Here is a 15,111-nt window from a genome sequence, read left to right as displayed (position 1 = left end):
GGAAGGATCACGAGGTGGCTTTGACCGCGGATGTGAAAGAAGAACTGGCACGCGTCGAGGTTTCGAAGACGAGTGTCCGCGCGGCCGAGTTGGCTTCGGTGCTGCGGTTCGCGGGCGGGTTGCACATCATCTCGGGCCGTATCGCGATCGAGGCCGAACTCGACTCGCCGACCACGGCGAAGCGCGTCACGCGCGATCTCGGCGAGCTCTACGGCGTGCGCCCCGACGTCTCGGTCATCGCACCCTCCGGCATCCGCCGGTCGAACCAGTTCCTGCTCAGGGTGCTCGACGGCGGCGAGACGCTCGCGCGTCAGACCGGACTGCTCGATGCCCGCCGGCGCCCGGTGCGCGGGCTCCCGAACAAGCTCACCACCGGCTCGCGCGACGAGGTCGCTGCGGTCTGGCGAGGGGCGTTCCTCGCGCACGGCAGCCTCACCGACCCGGGGCGCTCGGCCGCCCTCGAGATCACCTGCCCGGGCAACGAGACCGCGATGGCCCTCGTCGGAGCGGCCGGCAGGCTCGGGATCTCGGCGAAGGCCCGCGAGGTGCGCGGCGTGCACCGGGTCGTCATCCGCGACGGCGAGGCGATCAGCGCGATGCTCTCGCTCATGGGCGCCAGCGGCACGGTGCGCAACTGGGAGGAGCTCCGCCAGCGCCGTGAGGTGCGGGCGACGGCGAACCGCCTCGTGAACTTCGACGACGCCAACCTCCGCCGATCGGCGCAGGCGGCGGTCGCCGCGTGCGCGCGCGTCGAGCGCGCGATGGAACTGCTCGGCGACGACATCCCGCAGCACCTGAAGTACGCGGGGGAGCTGCGCCTGGCCCACCGCGACGCGAGCCTCGACGAGCTCGGGCACCACGCCGACCCGCCCATGACGAAGGACGCCGTCGCGGGGCGCATCCGCCGCCTGCTCGCCATGGCCGACACCCGGGCCGCCGCGCTCGGCGTGCCGGGCACCGAGGCGAGCCTGCCGGCCGATCTCGACGACGTGTAAGACCTGCACGGTCGTGCGAGCGGATGCCGCGGCATCCGCTCGTCGTCGACCCCTCGAGCCGCCGCGCACGCCATGTCATCGGACGTCAACCCGGGGTCGCACCCACCGGCCGCGGGCATAGACTCGAAGGCGCAGCCGCGGAACACCGGGCAGAGGCCCGGAACGCCCGGCACCTGACAAGGAGAAGCAATGGCTGACTACACCCTGCCCGATCTCGCCTACGACTACTCGGCGCTCGAGCCGGCGATCAGCGGCACCATCATGGAGCTGCACCACTCGAAGCACCACCAGGCGTACGTGACGGGCGCGAACACGGCGCTCGCGCAGCTCGCGGAGGCGCGCGAGACGGGCAACCTCGCGAACGTGAACAAGCTCGAGAAGGACCTCGCGTTCAACCTCGGCGGTCACATCAACCACTCGATCTTCTGGACGAACCTCTCGCCGAACGGCGGCGACAAGCCCACCGGCGAGCTCGCGGCCGCCATCGACGACCAGTTCGGGTCGTTCGACGCCTTCCAGGCGCACTTCACCGCGACGGCCCTCGGCGTGCAGGGCTCCGGCTGGGCCGTGCTCGCGTGGGATGCGCTCGGCCAGCGCCTGATCATCGTGCAGTTCTTCGACCAGCAGGGCAACCTCCCGGCCGGCATCGTGCCCCTGCTCATGCTCGACGTGTGGGAGCACGCGTACTACCTCGACTACAAGAACGTGCGCGCCGACTACGTCAAGGCGTTCTGGTCGATCGCGGACTGGGACAACGTGCAGCAGCGCTTCGCTGCAGCAAACGAGAAGACCTCAGGGCTGCTGCTACTGTCGTAATCGCGGCGGTGTCCTCGGGCATCGTCCGAGGACACCGTTGTCCGAATCTTCCCAAACAACGCGCGCTCGCGCACCGTCACATCAGGAGAGATCCGTGTCTGTAAAGATCGGCATCAACGGCTTCGGCCGCATCGGCCGCAACTACTTCCGTGCAGCCCTCGCTCAGGGCGCAGACCTCGAGATCGTCGCGGTCAACGACCTCACCGACAACAAGACGCTCGCACACCTGCTGAAGTACGACTCGATCACGGGCCGCCTCGACGCGACGGTCGACTACGACGACGACAACATCATCGTCAACGGCACCGCGATCAAGGCGTTCGCCGAGCGCGACCCCGCCAACCTCCCGTGGGGCGAACTGGGCGTCGACATCGTCATCGAGTCGACCGGCTTCTTCACGAAGGCGGCCGACGCGCGCAAGCACATCGAGGCCGGCGCCAAGAAGGTACTCATCTCGGCTCCCGCGACCGACGAAGACGCGACGTTCGTCATCGGCGTCAACGAGCACGAGTACGACCCCGCGACGCACCACATCATCTCGAACGCCTCCTGCACGACGAACTGCCTCGCGCCGCTCGCCAAGGTGTTCAACGACGCGTTCGGCATCGAGCACGGCCTCATGACGACCGTGCACGCCTACACGGCCGACCAGAACCTGCAGGACGGTCCCCACAAGGATCTCCGCCGCGCGCGCGCCGCAGCCATCAACATCGTCCCGACGTCGACCGGCGCCGCCAAGGCGATCGGCCTCGTGCTGCCCGAGCTCGTCGGCAAGCTCGACGGCTTCGCGCTGCGCGTTCCCGTTCCCACCGGCTCGATCACCGACCTCACCGTCACCACCGCGAACCCGGTCACGGTCGACGAGATCAAGGCCGCCTACAAGGCCGCCGCCGAGGGCCCGATGAAGGGCATCCTCAAGTACACCGAAGACGACATCGTCTCGAGCGACATCGTCACCGACCCGCACTCGTCGATCTTCGACGCCGGCCTCGTGCGCGTCATCGGCAACCAGGTGAAGCTCTCGAGCTGGTACGACAACGAGTGGGGCTACTCCAACCGCCTCGTCGACCTCACCGAGTACGTCGCCGAACGACTCTGAAACGAGCAACCGTGACACTGCGAACGATCGAGAGCCTCGGTTCGCTCGCCGGTACGCGCATCGTCGTCCGTTGTGACCTCAACGTTCCGCTCAAGGACGGGGTCATCACGGACGACGGTCGTGTTCGGGCGTCGCTGCCGACACTCACCGCACTGACCGACCAGGGCGCACGCGTCGTCGTGGTCTCCCACCTCGGCCGGCCCGAGGGTGCTCCTGACGCGAAGTACAGCCTGGCGCCCGTCGCCGCCCGCCTCGGCGAGCTCGTCGGAGCGCCGGTGGCCTTCGCGACCGACACGGTCGGGGCGGATGCCGCGGCCAAGGTCGAGGCGCTGGCCGACGGCGAGATCCTCGTGCTCGAGAACCTCAGGTTCAACCCGGGCGAGACGGCCAAGGACGCCGGGGAGCGCACCGCGTTCGCCGAGCAGCTCGCAGCCTTCGCCGACTCCGTCGTCTCCGACGGCTTCGGCGTCGTGCACCGCAAGCAGGCGAGCGTCTTCGAGCTCGAGGAGCTGCGCCCGAGCGCGGCCGGCCTGCTCATCGCCTCCGAGCTCGACGTGCTCGACCGGCTGACCGAGAACCCCGAGCGCCCCTATGCCGTCGTGCTCGGAGGATCGAAGGTCTCCGACAAGCTCGGCGTCATCGCGCACCTGCTGCCGCGGGTCGACACCCTGCTCATCGGCGGTGGCATGCTGTTCACGTTCCTCGCCGCCCAGGGTCACAAGGTCGGCTCGAGCCTGCTCGAGGCCGACCAGATCGAGACCGTGCGGGGCTACCTCGCCGAGGCGGCCGAGCGCGGGGTCACGATCGTGCTCCCGACGGACGTCGTCGTGGCGGCGTCGTTCTCCGCTGAGGCCGAGCACGTGGTCGCCGCCGCGGACGCCATCGAGGAGACGCCGTTCGGCGCCTCGGGCCTCGGCCTCGACATCGGTCCCGAGACGGCGGCGGCGTTCGCGGAGCACATCCGCGGGTCGAAGACCGTGTTCTGGAACGGCCCGATGGGTGTGTTCGAGCTCGCGCCCTTCTCGGCAGGCACCCGCGCGGTCGCGCAGGCGCTCACCGAGGTCGACGGCCTGAGCGTCGTCGGCGGCGGCGACTCGGCCGCGGCCGTGCGTCAGCTCGGTTTCTCAGACGACCAGTTCGGTCACATCTCGACGGGCGGAGGCGCCAGCCTCGAGTTCCTCGAGGGCAAGAAGCTCCCCGGACTGGAGGTCCTCGGATGGCAGTGAAGCGCACCCCGTTCATCGCAGGCAACTGGAAGATGAACCTCGACCACCTGCAGGCGGTCGCATTCACGCAGAAGCTCGCGTGGTCGCTGAAGGACGCGAAGCACGATCCGGCCGACGCCGAGGTCGCGGTCTTCCCGCCCTTCACCGACATCCGCTCCGTGCAGACGCTCGTCTCGGCCGACAACCTGCCCATCGCCTACGGAGCCCAGGATGTCTCGGCGCACGACTCGGGCGCCTACACCGGCGAGATCTCGGGCGCGTTCCTCGCGAAGCTCGAGTGCGCCTACGTGATCGTCGGACACTCCGAGCGGCGCACGCTGCACGGCGAGACCGACGCCGACATCAACGCCAAGGTGCTCGCGGCGCACCGCCACGGCATCGTCCCCGTGCTCTGCGTGGGCGAGACGGCCGAAGACCTCGAGGAGCACGGCCCCAGCGCCGTGCCCGTCGCGCAGCTGCGTGCGGCGCTCGAGAACGTCGAGGGCGCGAAGGGACTCGTCATCGCGTACGAGCCCGTCTGGGCGATTGGCTCCGGCCAGGCGGCGACCCCGCAGCAGGCGGAGGTCGTCTGCGAGGCGCTTCGCGGCGTGCTGCGCGAGTTGTACGGCGAGGACGTCGCGGCGGCCACCCGCGTGCTCTACGGCGGTTCGGTGAAGGCGGCGAACATCGCCTCGTTCCTCCGCGAGCCGAACGTCGACGGCGCGCTCGTCGGCGGTGCGAGCCTCGACATCGACGAGTTCTCGAGCATCGTCCGGTTCAAGAAGCACGTCGGGGCCTGATCCCGAAACGCGTGCGTGCGGGGTCGGAGACGCGTGTCTCCGACCCCGCACGCACGCTCCCGCTATACTCGTATATCGGCACCGACCCCCTCGTCGTGCCCGGAAAGGTTCACCGTGGAGATTCTCCAGGTCGTGCTGCAGGTTCTGCTCGGTATCACGAGCCTCCTGCTGACGCTGCTCATCCTGCTGCACAAGGGCCGCGGTGGCGGTCTGTCCGACATGTTCGGCGGCGGCGTCACCTCCAGCCTCGGCGCCTCGGGCGTGGCCGAGCGAAACCTCAATCGCATCACCGTGATCCTCGGGCTGGTGTGGGTGACGTGCATCGTCGTCCTCGGCCTGATCACGAAGTTCGACTCGGGGATCTGAGATGGCTTCAGGCAACAGCGCCATCCGTGGCTCGCGCGTCGGCGCCGGGCCCATGGGCGAGCAGGACCGCGGCTTCCACGCCGACCGCGTCGCCGTGAGCTACTGGGACGCCCAGGGCAACGAGACCGTCCGCTACTTCGCGGCGAACCTGCCCGAGGAAGAGATCCCCGACGTCATCGACAGCCCGTCCACGGGTCTGCCGGCCGGCCGCGACAAGGAGAACCCGCCGTCGGTCTCCAAGCTCGAGCCGTACAAGACGCATCTCGCCTACGTGAAGGAGCGTCGCAGCGACGAAGAAGCTGCTGCGCTGCTCGAAGAGGCGCTCACGCAGCTCCGCACGCGTCGCGGACAGGCGCCCGCAGAGTAAGGCATCGGTCGCGAGCGACCGGATACGAAGAAGGGGCGAGCCGAACGGCTCGCCCCTTCTACGTGCGCGGTGCGCGGGTCGACGTCAGTAGTCGCGCGCGATGAGCTCCTCGGGAACCTCAGCCGCGGCATCCGAGTCCACGAAGAACACCGTGCGCCGGCGGCCCTTGATCCCGGCGACCGGCACTTCGTCGCGGCTCGCACCGGCCAGGGCCAGCCCCAGCGCCGAGGCCTTGTCGGCCCCGGCGAGCACGAACCAGACGCGCTGCGACGCGTTGAGCACCGGTCTGGTGAGGCTCAGGCGCTCGGGCGGCGGCTTGGGGGAGTTGCGCACCGCGATGACGGTGCGGTCGGCCACCTGGATGCCGGAGCGGTGCGGGAACAGCGAGGCGATGTGCCCGTCGGGCCCGACGCCGAGGAACGTGATGTCGAACGAGGGCGCGTCGCCGCCGTCGACGCCGTACTCCGAGAGCTCGGCCTCGAACGCCGTGGCGGCGTCGTCGAGCGAGAGTCCCGAGTCCGATGCGGGGAACCGGTGCACGTTCGCTTCGGGCAGGTCGAGGTCGTCGAGCAGCGACCGGTCGGCGATCCAGTCGTTGCGCTCCTCGCTGCCGGCCGGAACCCATCGTTCGTCGCCCCACCAGAAGTGCACGCGCGACCAGTCGATGCTCGTGCGGGCGGGGGAGGAGGCCACGGACTCGAGCACGGCGCCGGCCATCGAGCCCCCGGTGAGCACGACGTGCGCGATCGGCTGGTCATCGAGGATGTCGAGCATCTTCGTGATGAACCTGGCCGCCACCGAACTGGCCAGCGCCCCCTTGTCGGGGTGCACCAGGACTCGGCGTTCGTTCGTCATGCGGGGGCTCCCTCGGCCTCGGGCTCGCTGAGCAGCGCGAGGCCGCTCCTGATCACCTCACCGTACAGCTCATCGGGGTCGAGGCGCCGGAGCTCGTCGGCGAGGCAGTCGCGGAGGTTGCGGCGGGGGAGCGCGACGTCGTGCAGGGGCTGGCCCGGCTGACGCAGGGTGGCCACGCCGGGTTGGTCGCGCGTGAGCTCGATGACCCCGGTCTCGCGCTCGAGCGTCACCCCGTGGATGCCGTGCGAGCCCTCCGCGACGTCGGTCAGCACGTACCCGGTGGGCGCGTCGAGCTGCAGTCGCAGCCAGGCCGCGAGCAGGGTCGTCGACGGCGAGTCGACCGCACCCGTGACGTGCACGCCCGTCACCGCGGCGAACGGCGGCTGGTCGAGCACGGCGGCGAGCTGGGCGCGCCACAGCGTCAGCCGCGTCCACGCGAAGTCCGCGTCGCCGGGCGTGTAGCTGTCGACGAGCGCCCGGAGGGCGGCCTGCGGGTCGGGCTGACTCGAGGCATCCGTGATCCGTCGCTGCGCGATGCGGCCGAGCGGCGAGGTGCCGGGAACGGCGGGAGCCGCGCCGGGCCACCAGGTGACCACGGGGGCGTCGGGCAGCAGCAGCGCCATGACGAGGCTCTCCTCGTCGTGCGCGACCGGGCCGTGGGCGCGGAGCACGATGACCTCGCTCGCACCGGCGTCGCCGCCCACGCGGATCTCCGCGTCGAGGCGGGGCTCGACGCCATCGGCCTCGTCGGGGTCGGACGACACGACGATCACGCGCATGGGGTGCTCGCGCGAGGCGTCGTTGGCGGCCTCGATGGCCTCCTCCTCGACGCCGGGCGTGGTGGCGATCACGAGCGTCAGCACGCGACCGAGCGCGACCACGCCGTTCTCCTCGCGGATCTTGACGAGCGCCTTGGAGACCTTGCTGGTGGTGGTGTCGGGCAGGTCGACGATCACGGGCGCCTCCAGGTTCGGCCGTCGCGCGCGAGCAGGGCGTCGGCGGATGCCGGGCCCCACGTGCCGGGACGGTACTGTTCGGGCTGGCCCTGCGTGGACCAGAACTCCTCGATCGGGTCGAGGATCTTCCAGGAGAGCTCGACCTCCTCCTGACGGGGGAACAGCGGCGGGTCGCCGAGCAGCACGTCGAGGATGAGCCGTTCGTAGGCCTCGGGGCTCGCCTCGGTGAAGGCGTGGCCGTAGCCGAAGTCCATGGTGACGTCGCGCACCTGCATGCCGGCGCCGGGCACCTTCGAACCGAAGCGGATGGTGACGCCCTCGTCGGGCTGCACCCGGATCACGAGCGCGTTCTCGCCCAGCTGGGACGTCTGGCTGTCGGCGAAGAGCTGCTGCGGCGCGCGCTTGAAGACCACGGCGATCTCGGTCACGCGGCGCCCGAGGCGCTTGCCGGCACGGAGGTAGAACGGCACGCCGGCCCACCGGCGGGTGCCGATGGTCAGCTTCATGGCCGCGTACGTCTCGGTGAGGGACTCGGGGTTCATGCCGTCTTCGTCGAGGAAGCCGATGACCTCCTCGCCGCCCTGCCACCCGCCGGCGTACTGCCCGCGAGCGGTGCCCGTGGCGAGGTCGTCGGGCAGACGGACCGCTGCGAGGATCTTCTCCTTCTCGGCGCGCAGGTCCGCGGCGTCGAACGAGATCGGCTCCTCCATCGCCGTGAGGGCGAGCAGCTGCAGGAGATGGTTCTGGATGACGTCGCGCGCCGCGCCGATGCCGTCGTAGTACCCGGCACGACCGCCCACGCCGATGTCCTCGGCCATGGTGATCTGCACGTGGTCGACGTAGTTCGCGTTCCAGATGGGCTCGTAGAGCTGGTTCGCGAAGCGCAGCGCGAGGATGTTCTGGACGGTCTCCTTGCCCAGATAGTGGTCGATGCGGAACACCGAGTCGGGCGGGAAGACCGACGCGACGACGTCGTTCAGCTCGCGGGCCGTCTTCAGGTCGGACCCGAACGGCTTCTCGATGACGACGCGTCGCCACTGGCCGTCCTTCTGCTCGGTCAGGCCCGAGCGCTTGAGCTGCTCCGTCACGAGCGGGAACGACTTCGGCGGGATCGACAGGTAGAACGCGTGGTTGCCCATGGTGCCGCGTTCGGCGTCGAGGTCGGCCACGACCCCGCGGAGGCGGTCGAACGCGGCGTCGTCGTCGAAGTCGCCCTGCACGAAGCGGATGCCGCGCGCGAGCTGCTTCCAGACGTCCTCGCGGAACTCGGTGCGGGCGTACTGCCGCACCGAGTCGTGCACGACCTTCTCGAAGTCCTGGTCGGCCCAGTCGCGGCGGGCGAAGCCCACGAGTGCGAATCCGGGCGGCAGCAGGCCGCGATTGGCGAGATCGTACACTGCGGGCATCAGCTTCTTGCGCGACAGGTCGCCCGTCACGCCGAAGATGATGAGGCTCGAGGGACCGGCGATGCGATTGAGCCGGTAGTCCTTCGGGGATCGAAGCGGGTTGTGACCCGCGGAGATGGTTGCCGGAGGCATGTGGACCCTTCCTGGCTCAGCCGATGGCGTCGAAGAGCGTCGAGACGTTCGCCGACGGGTCGGTGAGCGTGAGCGTCAGCACCGGGCGCCCGTGGTCGGCGAGCACGCTCGAGTCGCCCGACGCCTGGGCGGCGATGAGCTGCCCGAAGGTGAACGGGCGTTCGGGGATCGACAGGTCTTCGGCCACGGCCTGGGTGATCTGCAGGAACACGCCGACGGCGGGGCCGCCCTTGTGGAACTGCCCGGTCGAGTGCAGGAACCGGGGGCCCCAGCCGAACGTCACGGGGCGGCCCGCGCGCGCCGCGAGACGCGCCCGGAGCTGCTCGAGCTCGGGGTGTGCGACGCGGTCGACGTAGGCCTGCACCGAGAGGTAGCCGTCTGCCGGCAGCTCTTCGAGGAGGACCTCGATCGCCGACTCGAGGTCGCTCGACGCACCGATGACCTCGGGCGTGCCGCGCACCTCGATGCCGTCGGCGACGAACGCCGCGGGCGTGGGCTCGGGCCGCGCGTCGAGCAGGCCGCGTGCGGCGACCTTGGCGGACTCCACATCGGGCTGGTCGAACGGGTTGATGCCGAGCAGCCGCCCGGCGATCGCGGTCGCGTACTCCCAGACGAGCAGCTGCGCGCCGAGCGTGCCCGAGACGCGGATCTCGTCGGTGCCGTCGTCGACGAGCTGCTGGTCGCCCGCGTCGCTCACAAGGCGCACGACCTGGACGTCGGCGAGGTCGCCGGCGAGCTCGGGCGCGTCGGACTCGAGCACGACGGGGAGGATGCCGGTGCCCTCCTTGCCCGTGGACTCGGCGATGAGCTGCTCGGCCCAGTCGGCGAAGCCGACGATGTGCGTTCCGTCGGCGACGATGGCGAGCTTGTCGCGGCGCGGGGACGTCGCGGCGATGGCGGCTCCGAGCACGAGTCCGGGGTTCTCGGGCGAGTCGATGGCGAGCGAGAGCTCGATCGTCTCGGCCTCGTCGAGGATCTCGGAGATGTCCACGCCCGCGAGGCCCGAGGGCACCAGGCCGAACGCGGTGAGCGCGGAGTAGCGCCCCCCGACGTTCGGATCGGCGTTGAACACCCGGTAGCCGGCGGCGCGCGCGGACTCGTCGAGCGGCGAGCCCGGGTCGGTCACGATCACGATGCGCGACACGGGGTCGATGCCGGCCTCGGTGAAGGCCTGCTCGTAGGCGCGTCGCTGGCTGTCGGTCTCGACGGTCGAGCCCGACTTCGACGAGACCACGAGTGCGGACACCGCGAGCCGGTCGGCGAGGGCGGCCCGCACCTGGCCGGGTTCGGTCGAGTCGAGCACGGTCAGGTCGACGCGCGCGGTGCGCGTGATCACCTCGGGCGCGAGCGACGAGCCGCCCATGCCCGCGAGCACGATGTGCTCCACGCCATCGGCGTGCAGCTGGGCGCGGAGCGCCTCGATCTCGGCGACGAGCGGTCGGGAGATCGCGACGGCCTCGGTCCAGCCGAGTCGCTTCGCGGACTCCTCCTCGGCCGCGGGGCCCCACAGCGCGGGGTCCTGGGCCGTGATGCCGCTCGCCACCAGGTCGGCGACGAGCCCGGGGACGGCCGAGCGCACGGCGTCGGCCGCCGCGCCGCTGACGGCGATGCGGAAGCTCATCGTGCGTTCTCCAGAGCGGTGGTGACGGTGTCGAGGAGCTCGTGCCACGAGACGATGAACTTCTCGACGCCCTCGCGCTCGAGGAGCGCCGTGACGTCGTCGTAGTCGACGCCCACCGAGGCGAGTGCGTCGAGCACGGCGCCCGCCGCGGCGTAGGCGCCCGTGACGGTGTCGCCCTCGATCACGCCGTGGTCGAAGGTGGCCTCGAGGGTCTTCTCGGGCATCGTGTTCACGACGCCCTGCGCGACCAGGCCGGTCACGTAGAGCGTGTCGGGCAGCGACGGGTCCTTGACGCCGGTCGAGGCCCACAGCGGACGCTGCTTGTTCGCTCCGGCGGCGAGGAGCGCCGCGGCGCGCTCTGCGCCGAACTCCTGCTCGAAGAGCTCGTACGCGAGCTGGGCGTTCGCGACGCCGGCCTTGCTCTTGAGCGCGAGCGCTTCGTCGGTGCCGATCGCCTCGAGTCGCTTGTCGATCTCGGTGTCGACGCGCGACACGAAGAACGAGGCGACCGAGTGGATGGTCGACAGGTCGATGCCGGCCTCCTTCGCGATCTCGAGGCCCGCGAGGTAGGCCGCGATGACGGCGCGGTATCGGTCGAGGCTGAAGATCAGCGTGACGTTGACGCTGATGCCGGCGCCGATCGCGGCGGTGATCGCGTCGAGGCCCTCGACGGTCGCGGGGATCTTGATCATCGCGTTCGGGCGGTCGACCTTGGCCCAGAGCGCCTTGGCCGACTCGATCGTGCCCGCGGTGTCGTGCGCGAGGTCGGGTGCGACCTCGATCGAGACGCGGCCGTCGTAGCCGTTGCTCGCGTCGTACACGGGGCGGAAGATGTCGGATGCCGCACGCACGTCGTCGGTGGTGATCTCGAACACGGCGGTGTCGACGTCGGCCCCTTCGGCCGCGAGTGCGGCGACCTGCTCCGCGTACGCGGCACCGTTGGTGAGGGCGCCCGCGAAGATGGTCGGGTTGGTGGTCACGCCGACGACGTTGCGCTCGGCGATGAGCTGCTGGAGGCCGCCCGAGGCGATGCGCTCGCGCGAGAGGTCGTCGAGCCAGATGCTCACGCCGGCGGCGGAGAGGTCTGCGGTGGGGGTGGTGGTCATGATTCTCGAATCTCCTTCGTGCTCTCGTCAGGCCGACGCGAGCGATTCCTTGGCGGCGGCGACGACGGCTTCGGTCGTGATGCCGAACTCGCGGAACAGGGTCTTGTAGTCGGCGGAGGCGCCGAAGTGCTCGATCGAGACCGAGCGACCGCGGTCGCCGACGATCTTCGCCCAGCTGAGCGCGACGCCGGCCTCGACCGACACGCGCGCGGTGACGGCCGCGGGCAGCACGGACTCGCGGTACGCGGCATCCTGCTCCTCGAACCAGTCGAGGCTGGGCGCCGAGACGACGCGGGCCTGGATGCCCTCTGCAGCGAGCTGCTCGCGGGCCGCGACGGCCAGTTGCACCTCGGAGCCCGTAGCGATGAGGATCACGTCGGGCGTGCCGGAGGCCGCGTCGACGAGCACGTACGCGCCCTTCGCGACGCCGGCGGTCGAGGCGAACGCGTCGCCGGACGCCTCGCCCTCGCCGCGCGGGAACACGGGGATGTTCTGGCGGGTGAGCGCGATGCCGACCGGGGCGTCGCGCCGGTTCAGGATCTCGAGCCAGGCGGCCGCGGTCTCGTTGGCGTCGGCCGGGCGCACCACCGAGAAGCCGGGGATCGCACGGAGCGTCGCGAGCTGCTCGATCGGCTGGTGGGTCGGGCCGTCTTCGCCGAGGGCGACGGAGTCGTGCGTCCAGACGAAGATCGAGGGCACCTTCATGAGCGCGGCCAGACGCACCGCGGGGCGCATGTAGTCGCTGAAGATCAGGAACGTGCCGCCGAACGGGCGCGTCTTGCCGTGCAGGACGATGCCGTTCAGGATCGCGCCCATGGCGTGCTCGCGGATGCCGAAGTGCAGCACGCGGCCGTACGGGTTGCCCGAGAACTCGTGGGTCGACCACTCGGCCGGGATGAACGACGCCGCACCGTTGATGGTCGTCAGGTTCGACTCCGCGAGGTCCGCCGAGCCGCCCCAGAACTCGGGGAGCTGCGGGGCGAGCGCGTTGATGACCTTGCCGCTCGCGGCGCGGGTCGACACCTCGGTGCCGGCCTCGAAGGCGGGCAGGACGCCTTCGAGGCCCTCGGGCAGCTCGCCGGCCTCGAGGCGGTCGAGGAGCTGCTTGCGCTCGGGGTTCGCGGCGGCCCAGGCGTCGAAGCCGACCTGCCACTCGGCCTTGAGGGCCGCACCGCGCTCGAGGGCGCCGCGCGTGTGCTCGATGACGTCTTCGGCGACGACGAAGGTCTGCTCTGGGTCGAAGCCGAGCACCTCCTTCGTGGCGGCGAGCTCGGAGGCGCCGAGGGCGGAACCGTGGATCTTGCCCGAGTTCTGCTTGCCGGGCGACGGCCAGCCGATGATGGTCTTCAGGATGATGATCGACGGCTTGGAGGTCTCGCCCTTCGCGGCCTCGATCGCCGCGTTCAGCTCGGCGACGTCTTCGACGTACTGGCCGGTCTTCTTCCAGTCGACGGTCTGCACGTGCCATCCGTAGGCCGCGTAGCGCTCGGCGACGTTCTCGGTGAAGGCGATGTTGGTGTCGTCTTCGATCGAGATCTGGTTGGAGTCGTAGATCACGACCAGGTTGCCGAGCTGCTGGTGGCCGGCGAGCGAGGACGCCTCGCTGGTCACGCCCTCCTGCAGGTCGCCGTCGCCGGCGATCACGTACACGTGGTGGTCGAACGGGCTCGTGCCAGCCGCAGCGTCGGGGTCGAAGAGGCCGCGCTCGAAGCGCGACGCGTACGCGAAGCCGACCGCGGAGGCGAGGCCCTGGCCGAGCGGGCCCGTGGTGATCTCGACGCCGTCGGTGTGGCCGTACTCGGGGTGGCCTGGGGTCTTCGAGCCCCACGTGCGCAGCGACTTCAGGTCGTCGAGCTCGAGGCCGTCGCCCGCGAGGTAGAGCTGCACGTACTGGGTGAGCGAGCTGTGGCCCGCCGAGAGGATGAAGCGGTCGCGTCCGAGCCACTGGTGGTCGGCCGGGTCGCGGCGCATGACCTTCTGGAACAGCAGGTACGCGGCGGGTGCGAGGCTCATCGCGGTGCCGGGGTGGCCGTTGCCGACCTTCTCGACGGCGTCCGCCGCGAGGATCCGGGCGGTGTCGACAGCGCGGTCGTCGATGGTCTCCCAGTTCAGGTGAGTCACGAGTGGAGTGTTCCTTCCGATGGTGAGCGGCCCCGAGAATCTCGGTCGGCCAGGGAAATCACTGCGGCGACGTTGCCAACTTGCGCGCACGAGCACATTCCGGGGGAGTGTGTGGGTCGTGAACAACGCGGGGTGGCCCGCATGCTCAAAGTATATGGAAAGGCTCAGTTTCGCGGACGTGACGACGGGTTCACGGCGCCGACACGTCGCTGTGAGGTCGGTCGCCGCGCCGGATACCGCGCCGCCGGGTCGCGAATGCCGATGACGCCGCATGACATAGAATGCCGTGTGGGGCGCGTCGTGTTCGGCGCGCTCGCGCGCGGAAGAGGAGCGATGCAGGCAGCAGTTGAGACGCGGCAAGCGACGGCCCGGCCGACCCTGAAGCGCAAGCTCGCGGCGTATCTCGCGCTGACGAAGCCGCGCGTCATCGAACTGCTGCTCGTGGTCACCGCGCCGACGATGATCCTGGCGCAGAACGGCCTCCCGAGCCTCTGGCTCATGATCGCGACCCTGATCGGCGGCGCGATGAGCGCCGGTTCGGCCGGCGCGTTCAACTGCTACATCGACCGCGACATCGATCGCGTCATGAAGCGCACCCAGGGCCGCCCGCTCGTGACCGGCGAGCTGACCGACCGCGAGGCGCTCGTGTTCGCCTACGGCCTCGGCCTCGCGTCGATCGTGTGGCTCGGCGTCTTCACCAACTGGGTCGCGGCTGCGCTCTCGCTCGCGGCGATCCTGCTCTACGTCGTCTTCTACAGCCTGATCCTCAAGCGCCGCACGGCCCAGAACATCGTGTGGGGCGGCATCGCCGGCTGCATGCCGGTGCTCATCGGCTGGGCCGCGGTGACCGGCGACCTCAGCTGGCCCCCGTTCATCCTGTTCCTCATCATCTTCCTCTGGACGCCGCCGCACTACTGGCCGCTCTCGATGAAGTACAAGGACGACTACGCAGCCGCCGGCGTGCCGATGCTCGCCGTCGTGCGCGGCCGGGCGCAGGTGGGCCTCCAGGTCATCCTCTACGCATGGGCGACCGTCGCGTGCTCGCTGCTGCTCGTGCCCATCGCCGGCATGGGGCTGCTCTACACGAGCGTCGCGCTCGTCTCGGGCGTGTGGTTCATCTACGAGACCCACCGCCTGTACGGCCTCGCGATCCGGCACGAGCAGGTCTCGCCGATGCGCGTGTTTCACGGCTCGATCGCCTACCTGACGCTGGTCTTCCTCGCGGTCGGCGTCGACCCGCTCCTGCCCTTCTGAGCCCGGCCGGCG

Annotated in this window: 14 protein-coding genes; 8 read left to right on the top strand and 6 right to left on the bottom strand. The window is 70.2% G+C overall.

The window, feature by feature from the left end; translation table 11 throughout:
* Positions 1-14: 14 nt before the first annotated feature.
* The 7 genes from whiA (at position 15) to ACFVS8_RS02480 (ending at position 5,648) form a co-directional block, all read left to right on the top strand.
* Positions 15-995 carry a DNA-binding protein WhiA gene (gene whiA / locus ACFVS8_RS02510; protein WP_387057249.1) on the top strand — a complete coding sequence of 327 codons (981 nt, stop codon included), beginning with the start codon at positions 15-17 and terminating at the stop codon, positions 993-995.
* Positions 996-1,184: 189 nt separating this feature from the next.
* Positions 1,185-1,811, top strand: a complete 627-nt coding sequence (locus ACFVS8_RS02505) for a superoxide dismutase (RefSeq protein ID WP_387057247.1) — start codon at positions 1,185-1,187, stop codon at positions 1,809-1,811.
* A 94-nt stretch (positions 1,812-1,905) separates the two neighbouring features.
* Positions 1,906-2,910 (top strand): type I glyceraldehyde-3-phosphate dehydrogenase, encoded by a 1,005-nt coding sequence (gap, locus tag ACFVS8_RS02500; protein ID WP_387057245.1) that lies wholly within the window; start codon positions 1,906-1,908, stop codon positions 2,908-2,910.
* 11 nt (positions 2,911-2,921) lie between these two features.
* Entirely contained in the window at positions 2,922-4,136 is a 1,215-nt protein-coding gene (locus ACFVS8_RS02495) for a phosphoglycerate kinase (RefSeq protein ID WP_387057243.1), read from the top strand.
* On the top strand, positions 4,127-4,915 hold the full coding sequence (gene tpiA, locus ACFVS8_RS02490) for a triose-phosphate isomerase (RefSeq protein ID WP_387057241.1): 789 nt from the start codon (positions 4,127-4,129) through the stop codon (positions 4,913-4,915). Before ACFVS8_RS02495 ends, tpiA begins: the two co-directional genes overlap by 10 nt.
* A gap of 114 nt (positions 4,916-5,029) precedes the next feature.
* Positions 5,030-5,281 carry a preprotein translocase subunit SecG gene (gene secG, locus ACFVS8_RS02485; RefSeq protein WP_387057239.1) on the top strand — a complete coding sequence of 84 codons (252 nt, stop codon included), beginning with the start codon at positions 5,030-5,032 and terminating at the stop codon, positions 5,279-5,281.
* Position 5,282: 1 nt separating this feature from the next.
* Positions 5,283-5,648 (top strand): RNA polymerase-binding protein RbpA, encoded by a 366-nt coding sequence (locus tag ACFVS8_RS02480; protein WP_387057237.1) that lies wholly within the window; start codon positions 5,283-5,285, stop codon positions 5,646-5,648.
* A gap of 84 nt (positions 5,649-5,732) precedes the next feature.
* Here ACFVS8_RS02480 and pgl read toward each other — a convergent pair whose 3' ends face one another.
* Genes pgl through tkt form a run of 6 tightly spaced genes read right to left on the bottom strand, consistent with a single transcriptional unit; the run spans position 5,733 to position 13,845 of the window.
* Positions 5,733-6,503 carry a 6-phosphogluconolactonase gene (pgl, locus tag ACFVS8_RS02475; protein ID WP_387057235.1) on the bottom strand — a complete coding sequence of 257 codons (771 nt, stop codon included), beginning with the start codon at positions 6,501-6,503 and terminating at the stop codon, positions 5,733-5,735.
* Complete coding sequence (locus ACFVS8_RS02470; RefSeq protein ID WP_387057233.1) at positions 6,500-7,459, bottom strand: glucose-6-phosphate dehydrogenase assembly protein OpcA; 960 nt, start codon at positions 7,457-7,459, stop codon at positions 6,500-6,502. The genes pgl and ACFVS8_RS02470 overlap by 4 nt, the downstream gene beginning before the upstream one ends.
* Positions 7,456-8,997: a glucose-6-phosphate dehydrogenase gene (zwf, locus tag ACFVS8_RS02465; protein ID WP_387057231.1), complete on the bottom strand. Its 1,542-nt coding sequence runs from the start codon at positions 8,995-8,997 to the stop codon at positions 7,456-7,458. The genes ACFVS8_RS02470 and zwf overlap by 4 nt, the downstream gene beginning before the upstream one ends.
* A gap of 16 nt (positions 8,998-9,013) precedes the next feature.
* The gene (locus tag ACFVS8_RS02460; RefSeq protein WP_387057229.1) at positions 9,014-10,618 is read right to left on the bottom strand and encodes a glucose-6-phosphate isomerase; all 1,605 of its coding nucleotides are present in this window, start codon (positions 10,616-10,618) and stop codon (positions 9,014-9,016) included.
* Positions 10,615-11,724, bottom strand: coding sequence for a transaldolase (tal, locus tag ACFVS8_RS02455; protein WP_387057227.1), 1,110 nt, complete (start codon positions 11,722-11,724; stop codon positions 10,615-10,617). Before tal ends, ACFVS8_RS02460 begins: the two co-directional genes overlap by 4 nt.
* 27 nt (positions 11,725-11,751) lie before the next feature.
* The gene (gene tkt / locus ACFVS8_RS02450; protein WP_387057225.1) at positions 11,752-13,845 is read right to left on the bottom strand and encodes a transketolase; all 2,094 of its coding nucleotides are present in this window, start codon (positions 13,843-13,845) and stop codon (positions 11,752-11,754) included.
* Between the two features lie 333 nt (positions 13,846-14,178).
* Between tkt and ACFVS8_RS02445 the strand changes: the two genes are divergently transcribed.
* Positions 14,179-15,099: a heme o synthase gene (locus tag ACFVS8_RS02445; protein WP_387057223.1), complete on the top strand. Its 921-nt coding sequence runs from the start codon at positions 14,179-14,181 to the stop codon at positions 15,097-15,099.
* Positions 15,100-15,111 lie beyond the last annotated feature (12 nt).

Source organism: Agromyces sp. NPDC058110, from assembly GCF_042884735.1.
Lineage (GTDB): Bacteria > Actinomycetota > Actinomycetes > Actinomycetales > Microbacteriaceae > Agromyces.
The sequence above is the reverse complement of the archived record's forward strand: the minus strand, read 5'-3'. Positions and strand labels throughout refer to the sequence as shown.

Excerpts from the sequence above, each read along its gene's own strand:
- ACFVS8_RS02505 (WP_387057247.1), top strand. The coding sequence starts at position 1,185 with ATGGCTGACTACACCCTGCCCGATCTCGCCTACGACTACTCGGCGCTC.
- tpiA (WP_387057241.1), top strand. The coding sequence starts at position 4,127 with ATGGCAGTGAAGCGCACCCCGTTCATCGCAGGCAACTGGAAGATGAAC.
- ACFVS8_RS02480 (WP_387057237.1), top strand. The coding sequence starts at position 5,283 with ATGGCTTCAGGCAACAGCGCCATCCGTGGCTCGCGCGTCGGCGCCGGG.
- pgl (WP_387057235.1), bottom strand. The coding sequence starts at position 6,503 with ATGACGAACGAACGCCGAGTCCTGGTGCACCCCGACAAGGGGGCGCTG.
- zwf (WP_387057231.1), bottom strand. The coding sequence starts at position 8,997 with ATGCCTCCGGCAACCATCTCCGCGGGTCACAACCCGCTTCGATCCCCG.
- ACFVS8_RS02460 (WP_387057229.1), bottom strand. The coding sequence starts at position 10,618 with ATGAGCTTCCGCATCGCCGTCAGCGGCGCGGCGGCCGACGCCGTGCGC.
- tal (WP_387057227.1), bottom strand. The coding sequence starts at position 11,724 with ATGACCACCACCCCCACCGCAGACCTCTCCGCCGCCGGCGTGAGCATC.
- ACFVS8_RS02445 (WP_387057223.1), top strand. The coding sequence starts at position 14,179 with ATGCAGGCAGCAGTTGAGACGCGGCAAGCGACGGCCCGGCCGACCCTG.